A 21,167-nucleotide genomic window follows, 5' to 3' on the forward strand; every position below is an offset into this window, starting at 1 on the left:
GATGACCACGGCCGGCCGGGCACGCGGGCCGGCAAGGTCGGCGGCGAGCTTGAGGCTCTGGGCCTGCTTGGTCACATAGTGCACGCGGTCGGTCAGGCTGCGCGCCTCGCTGGCAGAGATGCGCAGCAGCCGCGCGTGCTTGATTGTCAGCTCGGTGGCCAGCTCAGCCATCGGACTGTCCAGCCAGATGGGCACGTCCAGCGGCAGCTCGCCGGCGTTGCGCAGGCGCTGCAACAGCAGCAGCAGGGCCTGGGCGCGGCCGACGGCAAAGCTGGGCAGCAGCACCGAGCCACCGCGCTTGAGTGTGTTGCGCAGGATCTGGGCCAGGCGGGCCTGGGCATCCTGGGCGGGGTGCAGGCGATTGCCGTAGGTGGACTCGATGAGCACCACGTCGGCGGCGGCCGGCACCTGGGGCACCGGCATCAGCAGGTCGCCCACGCGGCCGATGTCGCCCGAGAACAGCAGGGAGCGGCCGCCGTGGCTGACATGGATGCTGCTGGCGCCGAGCAGATGGCCGGCCGGCGTGAAGCGCACCTCGGTGGCGCCCAGCTTGAGCTTGCCGTCGCGGGGCAGCGGGGCGAACTGCTTGAGCGTGGCCTCGGCCTCGCGCACGCTGTACAGCGGCAGCGCCTTGTCGTGGCGGCTGCTGCCGTCCCGGTTGGCGCGGCGTGCGTCCTCCTCCTGCAGGTGGGCGCTGTCGCGCAGCATCACGTCGCAGAGGTCGCGCGTGGCGCTGGTCGCGTAGATCGGGCCGTGAAAGCCCTGGCGCCGCAGCGCGGGCAGGTAGCCGCAGTGGTCGAGGTGGGCATGGGACAGCAGCACGGCGTCCAGCTGTGCGGCAGGGGCTCCGAGCGCCGCCCAGTTGCGCTCGCGCAGCGCCTTGTAGCCCTGGAACAGGCCGGCATCCAGCAGCAGGCGCTGGTCGCCCAGCGTCAGCAGGTGGCGCGAGCCGGTGACGGTGTCGGCGGCGCCGAGGAAGGTCAGCTTCATGGGGCCCCCAGGGTTTGCATGGTGCCGGATTCCAGCACCTGCACGGCCGGGCCGGCTTGCGCCAGCGCAAGCCGCAGCGCGCGGGCGACGCGGTCGGCGGCGATGGGGCGCCAGGTCTTGGGGATCAGGCCGGCAACGGGGCGGACGAGGCGCAGCGTCCAGGCTTCGGCGTTGCGGCGCGGCTGGTCGAGCGCTTCGCGGTGGCCGTCCAGCAGAGAGGGCCGGGCGATGACGAGGCGCTCGAAACCCAGCGCGATCAGCGCGTCCTCGGCTTCGCCCTTGACGCGGTTGTAGAAGACCGCGGAGCGGGCATCGGCACCCAGCGCCGAGACGAGGCCGCAATGCGTGGCCCCGCGCTCGCGAGCGGCGCGCGCGACGGCGACGACGGCGTCGAAATCCACCGCGCGGAAGGCCGCCTGCGAGCCGGCCTGGCCCATCGTCGTGCCCAGCGCGATGAAGACGCGGTCGGGGGCGGGCAGGGCGGCGACGGATTCGGGGCGCGTGTAGTCCACGGTCATCGCGCCGGCCTGTGGCTTGCGCACCAGCGCGATGGCGTCGGGCAGCTCGGATCGCAGGGCGCGGCCGACGAGGCCGGTGGCACCGGCAATCCAGATGGTTTTCATTCAGTCCTCCAGCAGGGCGGCCAGGGCCGCCGCGTCCAGCGGGCTGGCCTGTTCATGGCCCTCCAGCATGCCTTCGGCCAGGCCACGCTTGTCGCGGTGCAGCTCGATGATGCGCTCCTCCACCGAGCCGGCCGTCACCAGCCGGTAGACGGTGACGGGCCGCGCCTGGCCCATGCGGTGGGCGCGGCCTGCGGCCTGGTCCTCGGCGGCAGGGTTCCACCACGGGTCGACGATCAGCACGTAGTCGGCCATGGTCAGGTTCAAACCGAACCCGCCGGCCTTCAGGCTGATGAGGAAGACCTCGCCCTCGCCATGCTGGAAGGCCGTGACACGCTTGGTGCGCTCGGCCTGCGGCGTGCTGCCGTCCAGGCGCTGGTGGTGCACGGCCATCTGCGTCAGGCGCTCACCCAGCAGGTCGAGGTAGTCGGTGAACTGGCTGAACACCAGCGCCTTGTGGCCGCCGTCCAGCAGCTCGCGAACGATGCGCTCGAACTCGGCCATCTTGGCTCCCACCAGGCCCAGCTCGGGTGCCACGAGGCGGGGGTCGCAGGCGGCGCGGCGCAGGCGCATCAGCTCGGCCAGCACCTGCATGGGCGCGGCGCGTTCGTTGCCGGCCGCTGCCGCTGCAACTGCAGCCTGGGCGTCGCGGCGCAGGGCTTCCAGGAAGTGGCGCTCCGGCTCGCTGGGCTCGACGCGGTGGACGATCTCGGTGCGCGGCGGCAGGTCCTGCAGCACCTGCGCTTTCGTGCGACGCAGCAGGAAGGGCGCAACGATGCGGCGCAGCCGGGCCCGGGCGGCGCCGTCCTTCTGGCGTTCGATGGGGCCGGCGAAGCGCTCGTTGAACTGCTGCGCCGAGCCCAGCAGCCCGGGGTTGACGAGATTCATGATGGACCACAGGTCGGCCAGCCGGTTCTCCACCGGCGTGCCGGACAAGGCCAGGCGGAAATCGGCATCGAACTCGGCCACCGACCTGGCGCGCTTGGTGGCGGCGTTCTTCAGCGCCTGGGCTTCGTCCAGCACCAGCGTGTGCCAGCGTCGCGCGGCGAAGGCCTCGGCGTCGATCTGCGCCAGCGCGTAACTGGCGACGATGACGTCACCCGGGCCGGCCGCGGCCAGCAGCGCGGCGCGGTCGGCCACGTCGCCGTAGCCTTGGGGCCTCAGCGACGGCGCGAACGTGGCGCACTCGGCCAGCCAGTTGCCGCAGACCGACGTGGGCGCGATGACCAGCGCCGGGCCGTCGTCGGCGCGGTCGATCAGCAGCGCCAGCGTCTGCACGGTCTTGCCCAGGCCCATGTCGTCGGCCAGCACGGCGCCGAAGCCGGCGGCGGCCAGGCGGCGCATCCAGGCATGGCCCTCGGCTTGGTAGCTGCGCAGCTCAGCCCGCAGCGCGGCGGGCGGGCGGGGTTGCAGCGCGCTGGCGTCGGTGAGGCGCTGAAGGCGGTCGCGCCACGGCTTGTCGCCGCGCAATTGCGTGCCGGTCAGGCCCTGTTCCAGCCAGGCCGCACCGGCGTGAGGGATCTGCAGCGCGTCCTTTTTGACGACGGCGAGCGAGTCCAGGTCGCGCAGTTGTTGGCGCAGCTGTTCGGACAGCGCCAGATAGTGGCCCTCGGCCATGCGCACAAAGCGGCTGCGGCTGTCGCGGGCGAGGGCCAGCAGCTGCTGCAGTGTCAGCACGCGGTTGTTGTCGATGGTGGCGGTGCCCGTCAGGCCCAACCAGTCTCGGCCGCTGCTGACGTCGACCTGCAAGGCTGGTGAGTCCAGCGGCTGTACGGTGACGGGCTTGCCCTTGGGCCAGTCCAGGCCAGCGATCGCGTCCAACGAGGGCAGGCGCTCCAGGGCGGCCAGGGCCTGCTCGGGGTCGAGCAGCTGCCAGGGCTGGTCGGCGGGGTGCTCGGGGTCGAGGAAGGGCAGGGCGTCGATGACAGCCTGACGATGTTGCGCTTCGGCGGCCAGGTCGCGGTCGGTTGTCAGGCTCAGGCCTTCGTGCAGGCACATCAGCCGCTCGCGGCCCTGGCCGGGCGTGACGGCGGGGCCGAACGTGCCGAAGGGCTGGGCCACCAGCTGCAGCAGCAGGCCGTCGCGGTCGGGTGTGAGGCGGGCGCGCAGGCGACTGCTGCCGTTCACGCGCTGGCCGGCTTCGGCGTCGCTGTGCAGCTGGAAGTGGCCGGCCAGCACCTGCAGCGCCGCGCCCAGCTCGGCCGTCGCGTGGGCCGGCACGCGCCAGCCTTGTGCCACCAGCTCGGCCACGCGGCGCTGCGTGGGCGTGATGCGGATCAGCCGCGCCCGGCCCGGGCCGGTGCGCTCCACGCGCTGGGTGTTGCGGCGCTCCTGCTCCAGTTCGGCCTGGGCGCCGAAACGGTCGCCGGTGGGTGCAGGCTCGGTGGTCGCCAGCGGCGGGTGGATATGGAATTCGAAGGCCGARTCAGCGGCCAGGCCGACGCGCTTGACCTCCAGCTCCGGCAGCTCTTCGCTCAGCTCGACCCATTGGCCGGGTGCGTCGGCGAACATCAGGTGCGGGTGGCCAACAAGGGCGACGAGGGCTTGCGTCACATCCAGGCRCAGGTCGCGCGCGCCGGCCCAGGCGTCGCGCTCGATGTGGCGCAGCACGAGGTTGTCGCGGTTGCGTGGCGCGCCTTTGCTCTTCAGCCTGGACAGCGTCACGTCCTTGAACTTGACGACGCCGCGCGCGCTGACGGTCATCTCCAGCGGTTCCAGCGTGCGCACGCGGCCAGCGGCGTCCAGTGCCAGTTGCCAGGCCAGGTCGGGCTGGGTGCCGGGGCCGCCGGCGGGCTTGCCGTCCTGGCTCAGCGCGGTGATGGCGGCAAGGGCGTCCTGCCAGGCTTCGCGCGGGCGACCGTAGGGGTTGGCGATGAGCGTGGGTTCGGCGCCGCCCAGTTCCAGCCGCAGCCGCGCGGCGCCCAGCACTTCGGCCAGCAAAGCCTGGGCGGAGCCGAGAACGTCTGCGACCTGCTGCGCCTGCCGAGTCGTCCAGCCGGTGGCGGGCTTGTCCAGCCAGGCCAGCAGCACGAGGCGGTCGACCGGCCTCGCGTCGCCGCCGGCCTGCGGCGCGAAGGCGGCTTCCAGCAGCGGGTCGTGCCCCAGCCGGCTGCCAATGGCGTGCACCCACAGGCCCCAGGCGTCGTAGACGCCGGGCGAGCGGCTGCCGGATTCGGCGATGGCGTATTTGCGGGCGCGCTCCCAGGCCACGGCGTCGTCCTGGGCCAGCAGGCTCAGCAGGTAGAGACGGGCGATGTCCAGGGGCAGCGCGCCGCGGCGGCTGCGGGTGGTGGTGTGAAGCGCCTTGATGGCGGCTTCGAAGCCGGCGCTGGCATCGCGCCACTGGCCGGCGGCGAAGGCGCAAGTGGCGGCCAGCACGGTGATGACAGGGCCGGTGAGGCCGTCGAGGTGGCCTTGAGCGCCTTCGAGGTCCAGCGCCAGCATCGCGGCCTCGGCCAGGCGGCCGCGCATGGCTGGCGTGGGTTTGGCGGCTTGCTGGCCGAGCCAGCCGAGCATGTCGGCGCGCAGCGAGTGGCCTGCTGGCAGCGTGCCCATCAGGTGAGTGAAGAGTTCGTCGCGCAGCTCGGCGTCGACCTGGGCGAGCGCCTGCGGCAGCCAGGGCTGGACGAGGGCCAGCGCGGCCTGGGTCGGCTCGTTCAACTTGTGCAGCGGGCCGGCCAGGTGGCCGTGGAACTCGTCGGCCGGCATGCCCGAGAACAGCATCAGCCGCAGCACCGCGTGCAGCTCCTGCTCGCTGCGGACGCTGATCCAGCCGATGGGGTCCTGCCAGTCGCCGTGCCCGTTGCCGAGCAGGTGCACGCGCTGGCGCCACAGCCGCTCCGCGTGGGGTTGCGCCAACAGGTGCTGCAGGCGCGCGGCGTGGTCTTGCACCTCGACGCTGACGCCGCGACCCGGCGATGCGTGGGCAATGCCTAGCGCCACCAACTGCTGCAGACCTTCGCGCACGTCCAGTTGTTGGAAGGACTCGCCGTTGGCGCGCTCCTTGCCGGTCATCTGCAGCCACTGCACGACATGGGTGACGGGCACGAGGCTGCCGAGCAGCAGCAGMGCGTCCAGCAGGGTCTGCAGGTCGGCCTTGAGCGTGGCGGAGGATGCGCGGTCTGGCATGGCGCGGGATTAGATCAGCGCAAAAAGAGAAACGGCCCGCACTGGGCGGGCCGCTTAGGCAACGCGTTGAAGCTCAGCGCTTCGGCTGGGTCAGGCGCGGGCCGTTGTTGTGGCGCGGCGCGCTGCCGTCACCGCGGCTGGGCTGGCTGGAGGCCGAACGCGGTGCGTGCTGCGAATGCGGCTTGGCAGCGGGCTTGGCACCGCCAACACCGGTGTGGCCGGCCGGCTTGGCGCCGCCATGACCGGCGTGTGCGCCACCCGGCTTGCCGCTCGGGCGACCGCCGTCGCGCGAACCGCCACGGCTGTCGCCACCGCGGCCAGCACCGCCGCCACCGCCACCAGGGCGACCACCACCGCCGCCACGGCCACCGCGGCCATTGGCGCCAGCCGGCGGGTTGGGGTTGCGGCCCCGGCTGCCGTTCGGGTTCAGCACGGTGCGGCCCAGCACGATGGGCTCGGCGCGCTCATTGGGATCAGGCGCGAAGCCGGCCACGATCTCGCGCGGGATCTCGCGCTTGATGAGGCGCTCGATATCCTTCAGGAAACCGTTCTCGTCGACACAGACCAGGCTGACCGCCTCGCCCTGGGCGCCGGCGCGGCCGGTGCGGCCGATGCGGTGCACGTAGTCTTCGGCCACGTTGGGCAGCTCGAAGTTGACGACGTGGGGCAGCTGGTCGATGTCGATGCCGCGGGCGGCGATGTCGGTCGCCACCAGGCAGGTCAGGTCACCGGCCTTGAAGTCGGCCAGCGCCTTGGTGCGCGCACCCTGGCTCTTGTTGCCGTGGATGGCCATGGCGCTGATGCCCTGGTCGTTCAGGTAGTCGGTCAGGCGGTTGGCGCCGTGCTTCATGCGCGTGAAGACCAGCACCTGGTGCCAGTCACCCGACTTGATCAGGTGGGCCAGCAGTTCCTTCTTGCGCTCGCGGCCGACCGGGTGGACCTTCTGCGCGATGGCGTCATTGGTCTGGTTGCGGCGGGCGACCTCGATGAGCGCCGGGGCGTTGAGCAGGCGGTCAGCAAGGTTCTTGATGTCGTCGCTGAAGGTGGCGCTGAACAGCAGCGACTGCTTCTTGGCGGGCAGCAGGGCCAGCACCTTCTTGATGTCGTGCACGAAGCCCATGTCGAGCATGCGGTCGGCTTCGTCGAGCACCAGGATCTGCACTTGCGACAGGTCCAGCGTGCCTTGCTGAGCGTGGTCGAGCAGGCGGCCGGGCGTGGCGACGAGGATGTCGACGCCGTCGCGCAGCTTGTTGATCTGCGGCTGCATGCCGACGCCGCCGAACATGACCATGCTCTTCAGCGGCAGGTATTTGCCGTAGGTCTGCACGCTTTCCTCGACCTGGGCGGCCAGTTCGCGGGTGGGCGTCAGCACGAGGGCGCGGATGGCGATCTTGCCGCGCTTGTTCAGCAGCTTCTCGCCGGTGGCGAGGCGGTGCAGCATGGGCAGCGTGAAGCCGGCGGTCTTGCCGGTGCCGGTCTGGGCGCCGGCCATCAGGTCACCGCCGTTCAAGACGGCGGGAATCGCCTGGGCCTGGATGGGGGTGGGGGTGGTGTAGCCAGCGTCTGCAATGGCCTTCAGCAGCGGAGCTGCCAGGCCGAGGGTGTCGAAACTCATCGAATCCTAAGGGGGGAGGGCACGCCAACAATCACCGGGGCTCGCCGTGCCGCCGGGGAGGCGACACCAGTCTTCGGGCAAGCCAGGCCGCGTGCGGGGGCTCTAGAAAAATGAAACGCCGCGCAAGACTGTCAGCGCGGCGTTGGCTCGCATTCTAGCGGGTGAACTATTTACGGACCGTGACCCAATCCATACTGGCCCAGTTATTGGGGGAATGCGGGATGCTGACCTCCTTGCGCATGGCCCAGGGAATGACCTGGCGGTGCAGGGGAATGATGTTGACCTGGTCGCGGTAGGCCTGCAGGGCGGCCTTGACGGCGATTTCGCGCTTCTTGGGGTCGGTCTCGATGGTGGAGGCGGCGGCCAGCGCGTCGGCCTCGTTGTTGACGATGCCGCCATAGTTGGCCACGCCCACGCCCTGCTCGCCGCGGTTGCGCAGCACCGGGGTCAGCATGATGTCGGCGTCCGTCGAGCCGCCGCCCCAGCCGGTCAGGAAGAGGCTGGTGTCGAACTTTTCGACCTTGGGGAAATACAGGGTGCGCGGCATGGCGTTGACCTTGACCCTGACCTTGACCTGGGCCCACATGCTGGCCAGCGCGATGCAGATGCGCTCGTCGTTGATGTAGCGGTTGTTGGGGCAGTCCATGGTGATGTCGAAGCCGTCGGGGTAGCCGGCCTCGGCCAGCAGCTTCCTGGCCAGCGCGGCGTCATAGGGCAGGCGGGTTTCGAGCTTGGGGTCGTTGTAGGCGCCGCGCGGCGACGAGGTCAGGCCGCCGGTGGGTGCCGAATAGCCGCTCATCAGCTTGGTCTTGATGGCCTCGATGTCGATGGCGTGATACAGCGCCTTCCTGACGCGCAGGTCCTTCAGCGGGTTCTTGTCACCCGGCGCCTGGCCGTAGAGCAGCTTGTCGCGGCTCTGGTCCATGCCGATGTAGACGATGCGGTTCTCCTGGCCGTCGACGACCTTGAGGTCGGGCATGCTGCGCAGCCGGGCCACGTCGCGGGGCGGCGGGTCGAGGACGAAATCGATCTCACCGGTGATCAGGGCCGCCGTGCGCGTCGCATCGTTGCCGATGGGCACATAGATGAACTCCTGCAGATTGCCTTCGAACTTGTTCCACCAGTTCGGATTGCGCTTGAAGACCGTCTTCACGCCGGGCTGGCGGCTCACCAGCATGAAGGGGCCGGTGCCGTTGGCGTTCTGGCTGGCGTAGGACTCTTCCTGCTGCTTGAAGTTCAGCGGCCGTGTGACGCGGTGCTCCTCGCACCATTTGCGGCTCATGATGAACAGGTTGACCAGCAGCTCGGGGACGATGGGGTTGGGCTTGTCCAGCGTGAAGACGACGGTCAGCGGATCGATGGCCTTGGGCATGCCGACGGCGTTGGCATAGACGCGCTGTGGCGCGTTGTCGTCGCGCAGGCGCTGCATCGAGAACACGACGTCGTCGGCCGTGAAGGGCGTGCCATCGTGGAACTTGACGCCGGGGCGCAGCTTGAAGCGCCAGATCAGCGGTGTGACCTGGGTCCACTCGGTGGCCAGCGCGGGCATGACGCTCATGTCCTTCTGGCGGCGGGTCAGCGACTCGTAGACCTGGTTGTTCAGGCTGTTGGTCATGACCTCGTTCTGCGAATGCGGATCGGTGGTCTGCATGTCGCCCTGGCTGGACCAGCGCAGGGTCTGGGCCGGTGCGGCGAGGGCCGTCAGCAGCGGCAGCGAGAACAGCAACGTGGAACGCAGAAACGACATGGCCACCTCATCGGCTTCGATGGGTGGCCAGTCTAGGGGCAGCGGCCGGGTGGCCGCGCGAGTTCAGGCGCGACGGCGCTTGACCAGGGCGACGCCGCCCAGGCCCAGCAGCAGCAGCGCGGCGCTGGTGGGTTCGGGCACGGCGGCCGTCAGCGTCACGTTGTCGAGGATGGCGCCCTGGTTGTCGCCGCCGGCATTGGCGAAGCTCAGGGTGTACAGGCCGGTGCTCGCCGGCGTGAAGGCCAGCGACATCGTCTGGTAGGCGGCGGCGGGGCTGCTGTCCGTCAGGCTGTAGTTCAGCGAGGCGCTGCCCAGCGTGACGACGCCGGTCTCGGTGCCGGCACCGCGGCGGTTGCCCGCGATGTCGAAGCTCAGCGTGTAGGTCGTGCCGCTGTTCAGGTTGAAGCTGCGGCTGAGCACGCCGGCCAGGCCGGTGCTGCCGTCCAGGTCGACGCACTGCCCGCTGCCGCCGCAGAGGCTGCCGAACAGGCCGCCGCCGATGACGTCCACGGTGCCGCCGGGGTTGGTGACCGTCCAGCCCGTGGGCGCGGTGTTCAGGCCGAGGGTGGCGGTTTCGAAACTGTCACTGAATACCGTCTGCGCCTGGGTGGCGGCAGAGAGCAGGGCGAAAGCAAGGGCGGCAAGGGTTTTCATGGGTGGCATTGTGCAGATCCCGTGCGGCGCCCCCATCCCGCGAGCACGGGGGGCGGGCCCCGTCATGTGCAGTCCTCACGGTCAGGTTCGCGCTGCGGCGACAATCACGCCTTTCGCGGCAACCCGCCGCGCATCACCTCCGCATTGAGAGCCATGGCCCAGTACGTCTTCTCCATGAACCGCGTCAACAAGACGGTTCCCCCCAAGCGCCACATCCTGAAAGACATCTCGCTGTCCTTCTTCCCGGGCGCCAAGATCGGCGTGCTGGGTGTGAACGGCTCGGGCAAGTCGACCATCCTGAAGATCATGGCCGGCGTCGACAAGGAGTACGAGGGCGAGGCCGTGCCGATGCCCGGCATCAAGATCGGCTACCTGGAGCAGGAGCCGCGCCTGAACCCCGACCAGACCGTGCGCGAGGCCGTGGAAGAGGGCATCGGCGGCGTGCTGGCCGCCAAGAAGCGCCTGGACGAGGTCTATGCAGCCTATGCCGAGCCGGATGCCGACTTCGACGCGCTGGCCGCCGAGCAGGGCGAGCTGGAGGCCGTCATCGCCGCCGCCGGCTCCGAGAACACCGACCTGCAGCTGGAACTGGCCGCCGACGCGCTGAACCTGCCGCCTTGGGACGCCGTCATCGGCGTGCTGTCCGGCGGCGAGAAGCGCCGCGTGGCGCTGTGCCGCCTGCTGCTGAGCAAGCCCGACATGCTGCTGCTCGACGAACCCACCAACCACTTGGACGCGGAATCGGTCGAGTGGCTGGAGCAGTTCCTGCAGCGCTTCCCCGGCACCGTCGTGGCCATCACCCACGATCGCTACTTCCTGGACAACGCCGCCGAGTGGATTCTCGAACTCGACCGCGGCCACGGCATCCCCTGGAAGGGCAACTACTCCGACTGGCTGGACCAGAAGGAAAAGCGCCTGGAGACCGAGCAGAAGTCCGAAGACGCGCGCATGAAGGCGATGAAGGAGGAACTCAAGTGGGTTCGCTCCAATGCCAAGGGCCGCCAGGCCAAGAGCAAGGCGCGTCTGGCCCGCTTCGAGGAACTCTCGGACGTCGAATACCAGCAGCGCAACGTGACGAACGAAATCTTCATCCCCGTGGCCGAGCGCCTGGGCAATGAAGTCATCGAGTTCGAGAACGTCAGCAAGAGCTTCGGCGACCGTGTGCTGATCGACAACCTGTCGTTCAAGGTGCCGGCCGGCGCCATCGTCGGCATCATCGGCCCCAACGGCGCCGGCAAGTCGACGCTGTTCCGCATGCTGCAGGGCGTGGAGCAGCCGGACAGTGGCACCGTCAAGATCGGCAAGACAGCCAAGATGGCCTTTGTCGACCAGAGCCGCGAGAGCATGGAAGCCGACAAGACGGTGTGGCAGGACGTCTCCGGCGGCCTGGACAACATCATCGTCGGCAAGTTCATCATGCCCAGCCGCGCCTATCTGGGCCGCTTCAACTTCAAGGGCAACGACCAGCAGAAGCTCGTCGGTGCGCTGTCCGGCGGTGAACGCGGCCGCCTGCACCTGGCCAAGACGCTGGCCCAGGGCGGCAATGTGCTGATGCTGGACGAACCGTCCAACGACCTGGACGTCGAAACCCTGCGCGCGCTTGAAGAAGCGCTGCTGGAGTTTGCCGGCTCGGCCATGGTCATCAGCCATGACCGCTGGTTCCTGGACCGCATCTGTACCCACATCCTGGCCTGCGAAGGCAACTCGCAGTGGTTCTTCTACGACGGCAACTTCCACGAGTACGAGGCCGACAAGAAGAAGCGCCTGGGCGAGGAAGGCGCGCGCCCGAAGCGCATGCGCTTCAAGCCGATCAAGTAAGACCCTGTCGAGAAGCTGACCGGTTCACTAAAAACAAAACCGGTCCTGCTTATCGACACAGTTCTTTACCCCACCCCCAAAGATGCCACACAGGCCGCCTGGAAGATGACCTCACTCACTCTTCTTCCAGGAGACCTCTGATGAAGTCCTTCCAGATCCAGAACCTGTTGCGCGTTGGTACGGTGGCTGCGGCGCTGGCCCTTGGCGGTGTGGCCGCCCAAGCTCAGCCCGGCCACGGTCCCGGCCACCACGGCGGCGCCGCCATGATGGCGCCCGGCGGCCTGTTCGGCGGCCATATGGAGCATCTGCTCGACCTGGTCAATGCGACGGACTCGCAGCGCAGCCAGATCGAAGCCATCTTCAAGGCGGCCCGCCAGGATCTTTCCGGCCAGCGCGAAGCCGGCATGAAGCTGCACCAGCAGATGGCCACGCTCTACACGGCCACCAATGTCGACGCCGCCGCCATCGAAGCTGTGCGCGTGCAGATCAGTGCCCAGCACGAGGCCGCCTCCAAGCGCCTGAGCCAGGCCAGCATCGACGCCGCCCGCGTGTTGACACCCGAGCAGCGTGCCAAGATCGCGGAAGTCATGAAGAAGCGCCAGGCCCGCATGGCTTCGCGTCACGCCGGCTGATTGGCCCTAGACGAGGAGTTCTGCGATGCTTGAGCCTCGTTCCACCGGCGCGGAAGCGCGCCGGATTCCTTTTTCTTCCCTCGCCCCGGTGATGAGTAGCGCCCGACTGCTGTTGATCGATGACGATGCCCGCCTGACCGGCATGGTGGGCGACTACCTCCGCTCCGCCGGCTTCGAGGTCAGCACGGCCGGCAGCCTGGCCCAGGCCCGCGAGGCCCTGGCCCACGGCCGCTTCGAGCTGCTGGTGCTGGACCTGATGCTGCCCGACGGCGACGGACTGGACTTCTGCCGCTGGCTGCGCGGCGACCCACGCTGGCGCCACCAGCCGGTGCTGATGCTGTCGGCCCGCGGCGAGCCCATGGACCGCATCCTCGGCCTGGAACTGGGCGCTGACGACTACCTCGCCAAGCCCTTCGAGCCCCGCGAGCTGCAGGCCCGCATCAAGGCGCTGCTGCGTCGCCTGGAGCCCAAGCTGGATGGCGACGAGGTGCTGCGCTTCGGCCGCCTGGAGATCGACCTCGCGGCCCGCGTGGCGCGGCTGGACGGCAAGATCTGCGACCTGACCAGCCACCAGTTCGACCTCCTCGTCGTGCTGGCGCAAAGCCCGGGCCGCGTGCTGAGCCGTGACCAGATCATGGATGCGCTGAAGGGCCACCCACTGGAGGCCTTCGACCGCTCCATCGACGTGCACATCTCACGCATCCGCGCCGTCATCGAAGACGACCCCAAGAACCCCCGTCGCGTGCTGACCGTGCGTGGAGCCGGCTATGTCTTTGCCCGCAAGCAAGACGCCGACGCGGACGCCGCCTGAACGCCCCGGCTTGAAGTCACTCTACGTCCGCATCTACCTGACGCTGGTGGCGCTGCTGCTGGCGTTCGCCTTCGGCTCGGCCTGGCTGTTCCAGCGCCACATCGAACAGGAGCGTGGCAATGTCGAGTCGGCGGCCGGTGAGAGGCTGAACGCGATGGCCGGGCTGCTCAAGCTCGCCCTGCCACCGGCCACGGCACCGCGCGCGGAGCAGGCGGCTGCCTTCGCCGACTGGGGCCAGCGCCTGCGCATGCCCATCGCGCTCGAAGACGTGGATGGCAAGCGCATCGCGACGACGCAGATGTTCCAGCGCCGTGCCGACGACCCCGGCGCCATCATCGTCAGCGCCAATCTCGGCGATGGTCGCAGCCTGGAGATGGTGCGCAGCGTGCGCCCGCCTGGCAGCCCGCAGGGCGGAGCTTCGGCAGCCTCCGGTGCGGGTGGTCCCGGCGCCCGACCGCCGCGCGTGGACGAAGGCCCGTGGACCGGCCCCTGGCTGCACCGCCCCGTGTCGCCGGGCGCGCCGGCCGTGTCGACGCTGGCCGTGGTGCTGGTGCTGCTCTTCATCGGTGTCGCGGCCGGTGCCTATCCCGTCGTGCGCCGCCTGACGCGGCGGCTCGAAGCGCTCAAGCGCGGCGTCGAGAAATTCGGCTCCGGCCAGCTGGGCCACCGCGTCGACGACGGCGGCCGGGACGAGGTGGCGGCCCTGGCCACCAGTTTCAACCAGGCGGCCGACCGCATCGAGACGCTGCTGCGCTCCCACCAGACCCTGCTGGCCAATGCCAGCCACGAACTGCGCTCGCCGCTGGCGCGGCTGAAGATGGCTTTCGCGATGTTGGACGATGCCGCGCCGGCCCAGCGCGAGCGTCTGGCGCACGAGATCGACGTCAACATCGCCGAGCTGGATGCCCTCGTCGAGGAGGTGTTGCTGGCCAGCCGGCTGGAGGCTGGCAGTGCGGTCGGCGAAACCCATCCGGTCGAGCTGCTCGCCCTGGGCGCCGAAGAGGCCGCCCGCGCCGAGGCAGCCTTCGAGCCCGAGACCGACGCGGCCCGCATCGAGGGCCAGGAGCGCCTGCTGCGCCGGGCGCTGCGCAATCTGCTCGACAACGCGCGCCGCTATGGCGGCCCCGACGTGGAGTTGGCGCTGCGACCGGTGGCCGGTGGCTATGAGTACGTCGTCGCCGACCGCGGTCCCGGCGTGCCGGCCGACCTGCGCGAGCGCATCTTCGAGCCCTTCTATCGGCTGCCCGGTCATGCCGAGATGGCGGGTGGCGTCGGCCTGGGGCTGAGCCTCGTCAAGCAGATTGCCGAACGCCATGGCGGCAGCGTGCGCTGCCTGGCGCGCGACGGTGGCGGCAGTCGCTTCGTGGTGTTCCTGCCTGCGGCCAAGTCCTAACGGTTCTCGTCGAAGACCCTGTGCAGTAGCAGGCTGAGCAGCAGGGCCGCGGCGATCAGTCCCGCGGTGGCCGCTTGCCAGAAGCCGACCGCGCCGGCGCCATCGGCACCGAAGGCCAGGAAGTAGCCGCCGCCAATGCCCAGGCCCCAAAGTGCCACGACGTAGATGATCATCGGCAGCGTCGCGACCTGGTAGGCGCGCAGCACATAGGCGGCCACCGTCTGCAGCGCATCGCCGAGGTGGAAGAACCACACCCAGACCAGCAGCGGCAGGGCGGCCGCGGCTGCTGCGGAATTGTTGGTGTACAGGGCGACGATGGGTTCCCGCGCCAGCGCGACGACGGCGCCGACGGCCGCGGCAGTCAACGCGGCCAGCGTCATCGCATGCCGGCCGACGGTGCGTGCCTCATGCTTCTCTTGGGCGCCCAGATGCTGGGCTACCAGCGTGCCGGCCGCGGTGGCCAGGGCCAGCGCGATCATGAACATCATCGCGACGAGGTTGACGGCGATCTGGTGGCCGGCCACGGGCGTTGCGCCCAGACGCGCGATGAAGAAGGCCATGAAGGTGAAGCCCGTCACCTCGACGAGGATGGAGCCGCCCATGGGCAGGCCCAGCTTCACCAGCGCCGCGAGTTCGCCCCAATGCGGCCGGGTCTGCCACAGGTGCGGGATCCTGAACGGCAGGTAGAAGGCGTCGCGTCTGAGCAGCAGCAGGGCGACGATGGCCTGGCCGATCAGCGCGATGGCCGTGGCGACGCCGCAGCCCGCGACGCCCATGGCCGGGATCGGCCCCCAGCCGAAGACGAGCACCGCGTTCAGCGGTACCTTGGCGGCCAGGCCGGTCAGCTGCATGGCCATGACGGCCTTGGGACGGCTGACGGCGGTGGAGAAGCCGCGGAAGGCAGTGAAGAGCAGGGCGGCCGGCAGCGCGAAGGCTTCGGGCCGTGTGTAGGCCCGCACCTTGTCGGCCTGGGCGGCATCGAGCTGGGCCAGTGCGGTGAACGGGTCGGGGAACCACAGCGCCAGGCAGCCCGGGATGCAGAGCAGCACGGCCAGCCATTGCGCCTGCACGAAGCTGCTGCCGGCGCCGGGCAGATCCTGGGCGCCAAACTGCCGCCCGGCGATCGGCCCGACCGCGAGGATGATGCCCATCAGCCCGACGAAGATGGTCACATAGGCCGCCGAGCCGACAGCGAACGCGGCCAGATCCTCGGGGCTGACGCGGCCCATCATCAGCGTGTCGATGGTGCTGAACATCATCACGGCGATCTGGCCGACGAGCACGGGCCAGGCCAGCGGGACGAGGCGGCGGGCGCTGTCGATGAAGCGGATGCGGGTCATCGGCCTGCTCTTTCGGCGTAGCGATTGAAGCGCCAGGCCGTGCCTTCTTGCGTGATGCGGTGCCAGACGACGCGCTTCTCGAAAGGGTCGAGGGCCGGCCAGTGCTGCACTTCGTCGAATGTCCTGCCGCAGCCTTTGCAGATGGCGTCGCCCTGGGCCGTCGAGCAGATGGCGATGCAGGGCGAGTCCGCCGTCGTCGCGTACCAGGCCAGCCAGGCGTCGAGGGCCTCGGGCTTCAGCGAGTCGGTGTCGAGTTCGGTCGCACGGCTCCAGGCCAGCAGGGCATAGGCCTCGGCCAGCGCGCGCACCTCCGGTGCGGCGCTGATGCCATCGGGCGAGGGCACGCGCTCGCGCCACCAGTTGATGGCGGCCTCGAGGTCGGTGACATGAATGGTCGAACTCAAGCCACCAGCCCCATCGCACCGCGCACCTCGCGCAGTGTCTTGCGCGCCACGGCACGGGCGCGTTCGGTGCCGACTTCCAGCGTCCACTGCACCTGCTGCGGGTCCAGGGCCGCAGCGCGTTCCCGCCAGGGCGCCTGTTCCTTCTGGATGGCCTCGATCAGGGGTTGTTTGCAGTCCAGGCAGCCGATGGCCGCCGTGCGGCAGCCGGTGTCGCAGGCGGCGCGGGTCGCGTCGTCGCTGTAGATCTGGTGCAGGGGCCAGACGGGGCAGCGCGCCGGGTCGCCGGCGTCGCTGCGGCGCACGCGCTGTGGGTCGGTCGGCATGGTGCGGATCTTGGTGGCGACCGCCTCGGGCTCGTCGCGCATCGCGATGGCGTTGTCCAGGCTCTTGCTCATCTTCTGGCCGTCCAGGCCCGGTACGCGGRCCGTCTCGGTCAGCAGGGCCTGCGGTTCGACAAAGATGGGCGCGTCGGGCGCATAGAGGCGGTTGAAGCGCCGGCCGACCTCGCGGGTCACCTCGACGTGGGCGGCCTGGTCCTCGCCGACCGGCACGCCGGCGGGCTTGTAGAGCAGGATGTCGGCCGCCTGCAGCAGCGGATAGCCGAGGAAGCCATAGGTGGCCAGTTCGGGGTCGGCGGCCACCTGGTCCTTGTAGCTGGGCATGCGCGCCAGCCAGGAGGACGGCGTGCACATGGCCAGCAGCGTGAACAGCTCGGCATGCTCGGGCATGCGGCTTTGCAGGAAGAGGGTGCAGCGCTCGGGGTCGATGCCGGCGGCCAGCCAGTCGGTGACCATCTCGTAGACATGGCGGGTCAGCGTCTCGCCACTGGGGCGCTGGGTGGTCAGCGCATGCCAGTCGGCGACGAAGAAAAAGCCGTCGTGCGTGTCCTGCAGCCGCACCCAGTTCTTGATGGCGCCGTGGTAGTGGCCGAGGTGCAGGGCACCGGTCGGGCGCATGCCCGACAGGATGCGTGGGCGGGTGGGGGAGGGTGTCGTCGACATGGGGCGCGGATTGTCGTTCAAGGGCCGACAGGCCGGCCGGCCCCTAAACTGCCGCCCCATGAAGAGGCTGGTGATTTTGATTTCGGGGCGGGGTTCCAACATGGAGGCCATCGTCAAGGCCTGCAAGGCCGAGGGGTGGCCGGCCGAAGTGGCGGCCGTCATCAGCAACCGGCCGGATGCCGGCGGGCTGCAGTTCGCTGCCTCTCATGGCATTGCGACAGCCGTCGTCGACCACAAGGCCTATGCCAGCCGCGAGGATTTCGACGCCGAGCTGGCCCGCGTCATCGATGGCTTTGCGCCCGATCTCGTCGTGCTGGCCGGCTTCATGCGCATCCTGACACCCGGCTTCACAGGCCGCTATGCGCGTCGCATGCTCAACATCCACCCTTCGCTGCTGCCTGCCTTCACCGGCCTGCATACACACGAGCGGGCGCTGGAGATGGGTTGCAAGATCGCTGGCGCGACGGTGCATTTCGTGACGGCCGAACTGGACCATGGCGCCATCGTCATGCAGGCCGTGGTGCCGGTGCTGCCGGGCGACGACGCCAAGGCCTTGTCCGCCCGCGTGCTGACGGCCGAGCACCGCATCTATCCGGAGTCGGTGCGCTGGTTCGTCGAAGAAGCGCTGGTGTGGGACGGCGAGCGCGTCGCCCACCGCGACGGCGCCGCTCAGCAGCTCTTCGTCAGCTGATCAGTCCGGCCAGGATATTGATCGACAGCGCCAGCACGCCGGTGTTGAAGACAAAGGCGAGCAGGGCCTGGACGAGCACCAGGCGCCGCATGGCGCGCGAACTGACGCAGACGTCCGATGTCTGCGAGGTGGCAGCGACCGTGATCGAGAAATAGAGGAAGTCGCCGTAGTCCGGCGGCTCCTTCTCGTCGCCCGGGAACTCCAGCCCATGTTCGCCCTTGCCTTTGCTGTGATAGCGGCTGGCGTAGGCGATGCCGAACTCCACCGGCAGCAGCAGCCACGAGCCGGCCACGGTCGTCAGCGCGAGCAGCACATAGCGCGGGTCGTGATGCTGTTTTGCGGCCTGCAACTCCAGCGTGATGGCCGCGAGGCTGGCCAATGCGCCGAGCACGGCCAGCGCCAACATCGGTATGACGCCTTCGTTCAGGCGCCGGGCGCTGGCTTGCACGTCCACGGTGCCCGCGCGGCCCAGCATCATCCAGAACGCCAGCGGCAGGTAGATCCAGACAACCAGGTTCCAGCCGATCAGCAGCCGGGTCTGCAGGCTGGTCACGTCGGGCCAGGCCGCAGCCAGCGCGCTGCCCACGAGGATCGCCGTCAGCAGGCGAGGGCGCAGGCGCAACTGGTTCCAGAGCTTCATGCAGGGACGTTGGGATAATGGGGCGATGCATCCTAATGCCCTGCTGGAGCTGTGCGCCGAGCTGATCGCCGCCGTCAACAAGCTCGACGCGCCGGCCGACTCGACCGTTTCGGCCTTTTTCCGTCAACACAAGAACCTCGGCCAGCGCGAACGTGCCAGCCTGGCCGAGACCGTCTATGCGCTGCTGCGCGAGCGGATCAAGTTCCAGAACCTGGCCCAGAGCGGCAGCGGCTCCATGCACCGCCGCCTGGCCATGCTGGCTTGGCGCGGCAATGCCGCGTTCCTGCGCGGGGCTCTCAGCCCGGCCGAGCAGCATTGGCTGGAACAGGTTCAGGCCATCGATCCGATGAGCCTGGCGTCCAAGCTGCGCCACAACATGCCGGAATGGCTGGCGGAGCCGCTGCTGGCCCGGTTGGGCGAAGAAGAGTTCTGGAAGCTCGCCACGGCCTTGAACGAGGCCGCGCCGCTGGATCTGCGTGTCAACACGCTGAAGCTCAAGCGCGAGGAGGCGCAGGCCCAGCTCAAGGCCGCCGGCATCGAAGCCACGCCGACGCCGTATTCGCCCTGGGGTCTGCGCATAGACGGCAAGCCGGCCCTGAACAAGCTGGAGCTGTTCACCAACGGTTCGATTGAGGTTCAGGACGAGGGCAGCCAGCTGCTGGCCCTGCTGCTGGCACCCAAGCGCGGCGAGATGGTGGTGGATTTCTGCGCCGGTGCGGGTGGCAAGACGCTGGCCCTGGGGGCGGCCATGCGCAACACCGGGCGGCTCTACGCCTTCGACGTTTCTGGTCACCGACTCACGGCGCTCAAGCCGCGCCTGGCGCGCAGTGGCCTGTCCAATGTCTATCCGGCCCAGATCGCCCATGAGCGCGACGACCGCATCAAGCGCCTGGCCGGCAAGATCGATCGCGTGCTGGTGGACGCGCCCTGTTCGGGCCTGGGCACTCTGCGCCGCAACCCGGACCTGAAGTGGCGCCAGTCGCCCCAGGCGGTGACGGAACTGCAGGCCAAGCAGCGCGCCATCCTGGCCAGCGCGGCCCGGCTGGTGAAGCCGGGCGGCCGTCTGGTCTACGCGACCTGCAGCCTGCTGGACGCCGAGAACGAGGTCATCGCGGCCGAATTCGCCGCCGCTCACCCGGACTTCAAGCCGCTGGCGGCGGATGAGGCGCTGGTCAAGGCCCAGGTCGAGCGCGCCGATGAACTCGTGGAAAACGGCGCACTCCGGCTGTGGCCYCACCAACACGCCACRGACGGGTTTTTCGCCGTCGCTTGGGAAAGATCGGCTTGATGCGGGTCAAAGAACGCGTCGATTCGCACGGCACCGCCTGAATACGGTGCGACAAACCCCTTGAATTTGGGGGCTCTCCCCTACAATTGACATTCCTTTGCATGGCCGCTGTGGCCGAGGTCTTGGACGCATGAATGACATCCTGAACGCGCTGATCGACTGGGTAGGCTCCGGCCTGCTGGGCCTCAGCGTCTGGCAATTGGTGATCTATACGCTGGTTGTGACCCACATCACGATCGCTTCGGTCACGATCTTCCTGCATCGTGCTCAGGCTCACCGGGCCCTGGATCTCGGGCCCATCCCGTCGCATTTCTTCCGTTTCTGGCTCTGGCTGACGACCGGCATGGTCACCCGCGAATGGGTCGCCATCCATCGCAAGCACCACGCCAAGTGCGAAACCGAGGAAGACCCCCACAGCCCGCAGACCCGCGGCCTGAAGAAGGTGCTGGCCGAAGGCGCTGAGCTTTATCGCGCCGAGGCCAAGAACGCCGAGACGATCGCCAAGTACAGCCGCGGCACGCCCGAGGACTGGATCGAACGCAATCTGTACACCAAGTACAGCTGGCAGGGCGTGGCGCTGATGCTGATCATCAACGTGGCCTTGTTCGGTGCCGCAGGCGCCACGATCTGGGCGATCCAGATGATCTGGATTCCCATCTGGGCGGCCGGCGTCATCAACGGCATCGGCCACTACTGGGGCTATCGCAATTTCGAAGCGCCGGACGCGTCGACCAATCTGACGCCCTGGACGCTGATCGTGGGCGGCGAAGAGCTGCACAACAACCACCACACCTACCCGACGTCGGCCAAGTTCTCGGTCAAGCCCTACGAATTCGACATCGGCTGGATGTATATCCGCGGCCTGGAAATGCTGGGCATGGCCAAGGTCCGCAAGACGGCGCCCAAGCTGAGCCTGGGTGAAATCAAGCCGGCCGACGCCCGTACGCTGGAGGCCTTGATCGCCAACCGCTACGAAGTCATGGCCAGCTATGCCCGCGACCTGAAGGCGGCCTGCGCCGCTGAACTGGCCAAGGTCAAGGCCGAGGGCGGCAAGCACAGCGAGCGCTTCACCCAGTTCAAACTGGCCAAGCGCTGGCTGCACCGCGACGAAGACCGCATCCCGGTCGCTGTCCATGGTGAGCTGGCCAACGTCCGCGCCGCCAGCCCGGTCATCGACAAGCTGGTGACCATGCGTGAAGAGTTGCGCCAGATGTGGACCCGCACGAATGTGTCGGCCGAGCAGCTCGTTGCCGACCTGCAGGCCTGGTGCCGCCGCGCCGAGGAAAGCGGCATTGCCGAACTGCAGGCTTTTTCGATGCGCCTGCGTGCCGCCCACGCCTGAGCGAGCGTTTCTCAGAGTAAAGGGCGCCCCTACGGGCGCCCTTTTTCTTGGCC

At 69.0% G+C, this 21,167-nt stretch carries 17 protein-coding genes; 7 read left to right on the top strand and 10 right to left on the bottom strand.

What is annotated here, in order from left to right; translation table 11 throughout:
• The 6 genes from AC1D2H_RS28140 to AC1D2H_RS28165 form a co-directional block, all read right to left on the bottom strand.
• Nucleotides 1-990 (bottom strand): MBL fold metallo-hydrolase (locus tag AC1D2H_RS28140; protein ID WP_478013173.1); only part of this gene is annotated, 990 nt, incomplete at its 3' end.
• Complete coding sequence (locus tag AC1D2H_RS28145; RefSeq protein WP_477932154.1) at nucleotides 987-1,613, bottom strand: Rossmann-fold NAD(P)-binding domain-containing protein; 627 nt, start codon at nucleotides 1,611-1,613, stop codon at nucleotides 987-989. The genes AC1D2H_RS28140 and AC1D2H_RS28145, both read right to left, overlap by 4 nt.
• Nucleotides 1,614-5,738, bottom strand: coding sequence for a DEAD/DEAH box helicase (locus AC1D2H_RS28150; protein ID WP_478013174.1), 4,125 nt, complete (start codon nucleotides 5,736-5,738; stop codon nucleotides 1,614-1,616).
• A gap of 73 nt (nucleotides 5,739-5,811) precedes the next feature.
• Entirely contained in the window at nucleotides 5,812-7,353 is a 1,542-nt protein-coding gene (locus tag AC1D2H_RS28155; RefSeq protein ID WP_478013175.1) for a DEAD/DEAH box helicase, read from the bottom strand.
• 166 nt (nucleotides 7,354-7,519) lie between these two features.
• Complete coding sequence (locus tag AC1D2H_RS28160; protein ID WP_477932160.1) at nucleotides 7,520-9,100, bottom strand: ABC transporter substrate-binding protein; 1,581 nt, start codon at nucleotides 9,098-9,100, stop codon at nucleotides 7,520-7,522.
• 63 nt (nucleotides 9,101-9,163) lie between these two features.
• A complete protein-coding gene (locus tag AC1D2H_RS28165) occupies nucleotides 9,164-9,754 on the bottom strand; it encodes a DUF642 domain-containing protein (RefSeq protein ID WP_477932162.1) in 591 nt (196 codons plus the stop codon).
• 153 nt (nucleotides 9,755-9,907) lie between these two features.
• On the opposite strand from AC1D2H_RS28165, the gene ettA reads away from it, so the two are divergent.
• The 4 genes from ettA to AC1D2H_RS28185 all read left to right on the top strand — a co-directional run bounded on the left by ettA (nucleotide 9,908) and on the right by AC1D2H_RS28185 (nucleotide 14,408).
• Nucleotides 9,908-11,572 carry an energy-dependent translational throttle protein EttA gene (gene ettA, locus AC1D2H_RS28170; protein ID WP_477932164.1) on the top strand — a complete coding sequence of 555 codons (1,665 nt, stop codon included), beginning with the start codon at nucleotides 9,908-9,910 and terminating at the stop codon, nucleotides 11,570-11,572.
• A 140-nt stretch (nucleotides 11,573-11,712) separates the two neighbouring features.
• The gene (locus tag AC1D2H_RS28175; protein ID WP_477932166.1) at nucleotides 11,713-12,204 is read left to right on the top strand and encodes a Spy/CpxP family protein refolding chaperone; all 492 of its coding nucleotides are present in this window, start codon (nucleotides 11,713-11,715) and stop codon (nucleotides 12,202-12,204) included.
• A gap of 91 nt (nucleotides 12,205-12,295) precedes the next feature.
• Entirely contained in the window at nucleotides 12,296-13,015 is a 720-nt protein-coding gene (locus tag AC1D2H_RS28180; protein WP_477932168.1) for a response regulator, read from the top strand.
• 10 nt (nucleotides 13,016-13,025) lie between these two features.
• Nucleotides 13,026-14,408: a sensor histidine kinase gene (locus AC1D2H_RS28185; RefSeq protein ID WP_477932170.1), complete on the top strand. Its 1,383-nt coding sequence runs from the start codon at nucleotides 13,026-13,028 to the stop codon at nucleotides 14,406-14,408.
• Here AC1D2H_RS28185 and AC1D2H_RS28190 read toward each other — a convergent pair.
• Genes AC1D2H_RS28190 through trpS form a run of 3 tightly spaced genes read right to left on the bottom strand, consistent with a single transcriptional unit; the run spans nucleotide 14,405 to nucleotide 17,153 of the window.
• Nucleotides 14,405-15,748, bottom strand: coding sequence for an MATE family efflux transporter (locus AC1D2H_RS28190; RefSeq protein WP_478013176.1), 1,344 nt, complete (start codon nucleotides 15,746-15,748; stop codon nucleotides 14,405-14,407). The two genes, AC1D2H_RS28185 and AC1D2H_RS28190, sit on opposite strands and share 4 nt — an antisense overlap.
• Nucleotides 15,745-16,152, bottom strand: coding sequence for a DUF3717 domain-containing protein (locus tag AC1D2H_RS28195; protein ID WP_478013177.1), 408 nt, complete (start codon nucleotides 16,150-16,152; stop codon nucleotides 15,745-15,747). The genes AC1D2H_RS28190 and AC1D2H_RS28195 overlap by 4 nt, the downstream gene beginning before the upstream one ends.
• Complete coding sequence (gene trpS / locus AC1D2H_RS28200; RefSeq protein ID WP_478013178.1) at nucleotides 16,149-17,153, bottom strand: tryptophan--tRNA ligase; 1,005 nt, start codon at nucleotides 17,151-17,153, stop codon at nucleotides 16,149-16,151. The genes AC1D2H_RS28195 and trpS overlap by 4 nt, the downstream gene beginning before the upstream one ends.
• Before the next feature lie 58 nt (nucleotides 17,154-17,211).
• Between trpS and purN the strand changes: the two genes are divergently transcribed.
• The gene (gene purN / locus AC1D2H_RS28205; protein ID WP_478013179.1) at nucleotides 17,212-17,844 is read left to right on the top strand and encodes a phosphoribosylglycinamide formyltransferase; all 633 of its coding nucleotides are present in this window, start codon (nucleotides 17,212-17,214) and stop codon (nucleotides 17,842-17,844) included.
• Here purN and AC1D2H_RS28210 read toward each other — a convergent pair.
• The gene (locus tag AC1D2H_RS28210; RefSeq protein WP_477932180.1) at nucleotides 17,837-18,484 is read right to left on the bottom strand and encodes a DUF1345 domain-containing protein; all 648 of its coding nucleotides are present in this window, start codon (nucleotides 18,482-18,484) and stop codon (nucleotides 17,837-17,839) included. The genes purN and AC1D2H_RS28210 overlap by 8 nt on opposite strands.
• A gap of 25 nt (nucleotides 18,485-18,509) precedes the next feature.
• Between AC1D2H_RS28210 and AC1D2H_RS28215 the strand changes: the two genes are divergently transcribed.
• The gene (locus tag AC1D2H_RS28215; protein ID WP_478013180.1) at nucleotides 18,510-19,772 is read left to right on the top strand and encodes an RsmB/NOP family class I SAM-dependent RNA methyltransferase; all 1,263 of its coding nucleotides are present in this window, start codon (nucleotides 18,510-18,512) and stop codon (nucleotides 19,770-19,772) included.
• A gap of 130 nt (nucleotides 19,773-19,902) precedes the next feature.
• The gene (locus tag AC1D2H_RS28220) at nucleotides 19,903-21,114 is read left to right on the top strand and encodes a DesA family fatty acid desaturase (RefSeq protein ID WP_478013181.1); all 1,212 of its coding nucleotides are present in this window, start codon (nucleotides 19,903-19,905) and stop codon (nucleotides 21,112-21,114) included.
• Nucleotides 21,115-21,167: the final 53 nt, after the last annotated feature.

Source organism: Roseateles sp. P1_C1_2, assembly GCF_056406535.1.

Coding starts and splice junctions, on each gene's coding strand:
- AC1D2H_RS28175 (WP_477932166.1), top strand. CDS start 11,713: ATGAAGTCCTTCCAGATCCAGAACCTGTTGCGCGTTGGTACGGTGGCT.
- AC1D2H_RS28145 (WP_477932154.1), bottom strand. CDS start 1,613: ATGAAAACCATCTGGATTGCCGGTGCCACCGGCCTCGTCGGCCGCGCC.
- AC1D2H_RS28155 (WP_478013175.1), bottom strand. CDS start 7,353: ATGAGTTTCGACACCCTCGGCCTGGCAGCTCCGCTGCTGAAGGCCATT.
- AC1D2H_RS28160 (WP_477932160.1), bottom strand. CDS start 9,100: ATGTCGTTTCTGCGTTCCACGTTGCTGTTCTCGCTGCCGCTGCTGACG.
- ettA (WP_477932164.1), top strand. CDS start 9,908: ATGGCCCAGTACGTCTTCTCCATGAACCGCGTCAACAAGACGGTTCCC.
- AC1D2H_RS28180 (WP_477932168.1), top strand. CDS start 12,296: ATGAGTAGCGCCCGACTGCTGTTGATCGATGACGATGCCCGCCTGACC.
- purN (WP_478013179.1), top strand. CDS start 17,212: ATGAAGAGGCTGGTGATTTTGATTTCGGGGCGGGGTTCCAACATGGAG.
- AC1D2H_RS28210 (WP_477932180.1), bottom strand. CDS start 18,484: ATGAAGCTCTGGAACCAGTTGCGCCTGCGCCCTCGCCTGCTGACGGCG.
- AC1D2H_RS28220 (WP_478013181.1), top strand. CDS start 19,903: ATGAATGACATCCTGAACGCGCTGATCGACTGGGTAGGCTCCGGCCTG.
- AC1D2H_RS28190 (WP_478013176.1), bottom strand. CDS start 15,748: ATGACCCGCATCCGCTTCATCGACAGCGCCCGCCGCCTCGTCCCGCTG.
- AC1D2H_RS28165 (WP_477932162.1), bottom strand. CDS start 9,754: ATGAAAACCCTTGCCGCCCTTGCTTTCGCCCTGCTCTCTGCCGCCACC.